This is a genomic window from Candidatus Sericytochromatia bacterium (assembly GCA_035285325.1).
In the GTDB taxonomy this organism is placed as follows: Bacteria; Cyanobacteriota; Sericytochromatia; order S15B-MN24; family JAQBPE01; genus JAYKJB01.
On the sequence record JAYKJB010000097.1, the window covers coordinates 1 to 3,792 of the forward strand.

Annotated in this window: 5 protein-coding genes; all 5 read right to left on the minus strand. The window is 60.9% G+C overall.

Annotated features, from left to right (window positions below; genetic code table 11):
- Nucleotides 1–198 precede the first annotated feature (198 nt).
- The gene (locus VKP62_12585) at nt 199–1,017 is read right to left on the minus strand and encodes a pirin family protein (protein MEB3198029.1); all 819 of its coding nucleotides are present in this window, start codon (nt 1,015–1,017) and stop codon (nt 199–201) included.
- A 23-nt stretch (nt 1,018–1,040) separates the two neighbouring features.
- The gene (locus tag VKP62_12590) at nt 1,041–1,382 is read right to left on the minus strand and encodes a DUF1330 domain-containing protein (protein MEB3198030.1); all 342 of its coding nucleotides are present in this window, start codon (nt 1,380–1,382) and stop codon (nt 1,041–1,043) included.
- A 95-nt stretch (nt 1,383–1,477) separates the two neighbouring features.
- A complete protein-coding gene (locus tag VKP62_12595; protein MEB3198031.1) occupies nt 1,478–2,671 on the minus strand; it encodes an alpha/beta fold hydrolase in 1,194 nt (397 codons plus the stop codon).
- A gap of 53 nt (nt 2,672–2,724) precedes the next feature.
- Nucleotides 2,725–3,210: a hypothetical protein gene (locus VKP62_12600; GenBank protein ID MEB3198032.1), complete on the minus strand. Its 486-nt coding sequence runs from the start codon at nt 3,208–3,210 to the stop codon at nt 2,725–2,727.
- A 28-nt stretch (nt 3,211–3,238) separates the two neighbouring features.
- The coding region (locus VKP62_12605; GenBank protein ID MEB3198033.1) for an NmrA family NAD(P)-binding protein at nt 3,239–3,792 on the minus strand (554 nt) is incomplete at its 5' end.

The following is a 3,792-nucleotide window of genomic DNA, read 5'->3' on the forward strand; positions in this document are numbered from 1 at the left end:
TGTATGAAGGGACTTTCTTCAATCTCTGGTCAGGAGGTGACCGAGAAAAAGTCAATCAGATCAACAGCTTGTCGGGTGCGGTTGAAAGATTGAAGATTTGAAGAAACTTTGTATGGCGGGGCAGAAGCGATTGTTTAACTAACTCGCTCAGTTTGCAGACCCCCTGTTTTTGGTGGGGTCGGGGATTCGAACCTGTGTTCATATTTTTCCGTCGTACCGCAACCGCTCACCAATCTCTGCGATCCTGCGAACTCCGCTGTTCAGTGCCCTCTCAGAGGTGTGAACCGAGTGCGATCCAAGGACCAGGTCATGAGGATGCCTGGCAGCACTGCCGAGCAGAAAGGCACACCCAGCCTGCGCCTGAAAGTGAAGTTTGCCCAAGCCCTCGGCAAAGACGGCCAGCTCGCGATCCAACTGTTCACCGCCGACCTCAACGACTCCGCGTTGCGCAAAGCACCAGGCCACGTGATGGCCTTGGGGCGGTGTGTAATCCAAGCCCTCTCCAGCCGCCAGTTCGACCCACAAAAGGTTGACATCAAGCGGTGTGTCTAAAGGGCTGACCATGGATCCATGGGAGCCAACCAGCAGTGTCACAGGACCAGACTTGGGGATTTGCTCGGGCTGGATGAATCGCGTCACGGGCTCAACCAATTCGTGCGAGGGCGGCATCGCAAACCAAAGCTGAAATCCCTTCAGCGGCCCACGACCAACAGGCCGACCACGATGCCAGACGCCACCGCCTGTCAGCACCCATTCGAGGCCGCCCATTTCGACCGAATCGATCTGCCCCGTCGAGGCTTCATGCTCAACGTCAAAGGTCAAGGGAAAAGTCAGAGTCGCAATCCCGGAGTGCGGGTGAAATCCGAAGTTGGGCCCAGACCCTGCGGGAGCGTCTACATAGTCCAAAAAAACGAAGGGCTTGATCAGATGCCCCTCCTCGCCGGGACTCACGAGGCGCGTGATCGGACCGTGACGCCGGCCGGCGGAGCGATAGGCGATAGTTCGTGTATTGATCATGAGCGGAGGTGGCAAAACCCGTATCAAGAAGATGCAGGTGGCGTGAATCCTTCGACGATGACGATCTGGAAGTCCGCCACCCCGGATCGCAAGCCGATAGCTCCCTGATAACCCTGCGACTGAAAGCAGTCCTGTGCCGCAGCATAGCTGGGAAACTCGATGAGGTAAGGGCGCCCCGGCACCGCCCCTTCCACCACCACCGCCACGTCGCCACGCGCGAGCACGCGGCCACCATGGGAGGCAATCAACGGTCCCGCCACGCTCGTGTAGTTGCTGAAGCGCGAGGGTTCCTTCACGGTAGCGAAGACGATCCAGTAGCCCTTGGGCAACGGGTTGGGTGAAGTGCTGCCATGGGATGTTGTCATGATGTGTTTTCCTTGATGAATTGCCCTGATCGGGCCGGCGGCTGATTCAGGGCAGAGGTTTTGAATGTGGATGCAAGGTCACGGGCGCTCTGGCGTCAAGGCTTGAGCTTACGCGCCAGCCAGGGCACCACCACTTCGTTGAGGATGCGCCCATCTGACCAGTCTTTGCCGCGACCAATGTGGCCGCCTTCCGGGTTGACCCAGGCTTCCTTCGGAGCGCCCTGCTTGAGCAGCAGGTAGAGGTCTTCAATGGGCACCTGGGTGTCTTTCTCGCCATTGACCAGCAGCATGGGGGCAGAGGGTTTGCTCAGCGCCCCCGCATCCTTGAGCGACATTCGTGGACCGTAGGCCAAAAAGTCCTCCAGCGTATCTACCCCGTATACGGCGGCGCGGGCCGGGAACAGGTCGAACAGGTACTCGCGGGTGCCGAGCGCCTTGAGCTGCCAGTCGCGCTGAAAGTAAGCGTGCACCGGGCCACCCCAGTTGACCACCGCTTTCAGGCGGGTCGGCTCTGCGTACGCCACCCGCGCCGACCAATGGCCGCCCCAGGAGCCGCCCTGGAACCCGATGTGGCCCGGGTCGATGTCGGTGCGGCTTTGCAAGGCGTCGATGACCCGGGAAAACACGCGCTCGACACCGGGTTCTATCCTGACCGGCGATTCTCCCGTGCCCGGCATATCGAGTGCCAGATAGGCCAACCCGGCCTTGAGGTAAGCGGCACCAAACTGGTCAACCACAAATTCCTTGTAGCTGTCCAACCCGCCAATCGTCAGGACCACGGGCGGCCGGGTCACGCCGGGTGGGCGCTGCAGGTAGCCGATGATTTCCTTGCCTTCGAACGGGATGCGCAGCACTTCGATCGCCGGGCTGGCCAGACCGGCATAGGCTCTGAAGGCATCCGTCGCCAGTGCATGGGCACGGCGCTTCTCGGGCGAGTTCTGGGTTGGCCAGGCGCCGAAGCCGTAATAGCGCCAGGCGGACATGTAGGCCTCGCGGGCCTGGGCGGGTGAAGACGCGGCCAGCGACTGCGCCTGCTTCATATGGTGCTCGCCATTCTGGATCCAGGAGCGCGCCCACTCGTCGCGGTCGAGCGACTGGATCCGGCTCAATATCTCGGCCACCTCCTTGCTGTCAAAGCCCGTCATCGGGTAGCGCTGGGCGTCGGTGCGCTCTTGCACCGCCTGTTTGAGTTCAGGCCAGGTGCGCGCTGGTGCAATTTGGGCCATGACCGCCGTCGAGGCGGCGAGCAGCAGTGCGAACAGGCTGTGGCGCAGGGTGGGTGATGTCATGTTGAGCTTCCTTGGCGTGGAGGGGGTGATGACAGGGGTCATCAGTGCCAGCCTCAGGCTCGGCGCCAGGCTGGCAGGCCGAACGGGATAATGGCCACGGCGATAAACCATATTACCGGTCCGGCAATAGACCCTGCATTGAGCTCGATGACGCCGGGCACCACCATCGCAAACAGGAAGGTCAAGTCCGCAATTCCGATGACGACCAATCCCAGCACATAGCCCGTCCATGCCTCCCGTTTGAGGATCATCCAAGCCACGAAGAAGCCCAGTACGCCATAGCCGCCCACGTCGATGCAGAAGTTCAGAATCAGGTGGCTGTGTGCAAACAGCGTTGCGGGATCGGTCGCATGGATGAATGCAGCGCGCGGTACGGCGCTACCTCCTATCAATATGCCCCATAGCCCTGGGGCCCCCGCTGTCAGAAATTGCCGAACGCCTTCAGCCCCCACCCAAATGTGCAGAACACTCCACAGAACAAATAGCCAGGCGCCCAACTTGGCGGGCAAGCCGATATCAACGGTCTTCGAGTTACTCATTGCTCTACCTTTCATTCGTTTCAAAAAATCAGACCTGCCACTGCGACAGCGTCTCGGCGGCGAATTCCGCATACGAGCGTGGGCTGTGCCCCAGCAATTGGGTCATCCTGTCCACATCGGCAGTCGTGGCGGACATGCCGTCCGAGCAGAAGCGGTCCAGCATCAGACGCATGTCCATGGCCATCCAGGCCGGTGCGTGTTGGGCCAACCGCGCCTCAAAGGATCGGGTGTCGCTGCCGGTGTAAGTGACCGGCTTGTTCATCAGCCTTGCCCAGATCCCGGCGATGCCCGGGCCAGTGAGTGCGTCGGGTCCCACCAGATGGATGATCTCGTTGGGCAAGGCCTGCGGCGCTTGCTCCCGCCGCAATACCGCGCCTGCCGCCACCTCGGCGATGTCCCGCACATCGACCATGGAGACGCCCTTCTCGCCAATGGGAAAGGGATAAAGGCCGGGGCCGAGCAAAGCATCTTTGAAGTACACCGCGTCGTTCTGCATGAAGCAGTTGGGGCGCAGGATGGTGGCTGGGATCCCCGCTTGGGCGATCATCCGCTCGATGGCGTACTTGGAGGTGAAGTGGGGTA

Excerpts from the sequence above, each read along its gene's own strand:
- VKP62_12590 (MEB3198030.1), bottom strand. The coding sequence starts at position 1,382 with ATGACAACATCCCATGGCAGCACTTCACCCAACCCGTTGCCCAAGGGC.
- VKP62_12600 (MEB3198032.1), bottom strand. The coding sequence starts at position 3,210 with ATGAGTAACTCGAAGACCGTTGATATCGGCTTGCCCGCCAAGTTGGGC.
- VKP62_12585 (MEB3198029.1), bottom strand. The coding sequence starts at position 1,017 with ATGATCAATACACGAACTATCGCCTATCGCTCCGCCGGCCGGCGTCAC.
- VKP62_12595 (MEB3198031.1), bottom strand. The coding sequence starts at position 2,671 with ATGACATCACCCACCCTGCGCCACAGCCTGTTCGCACTGCTGCTCGCC.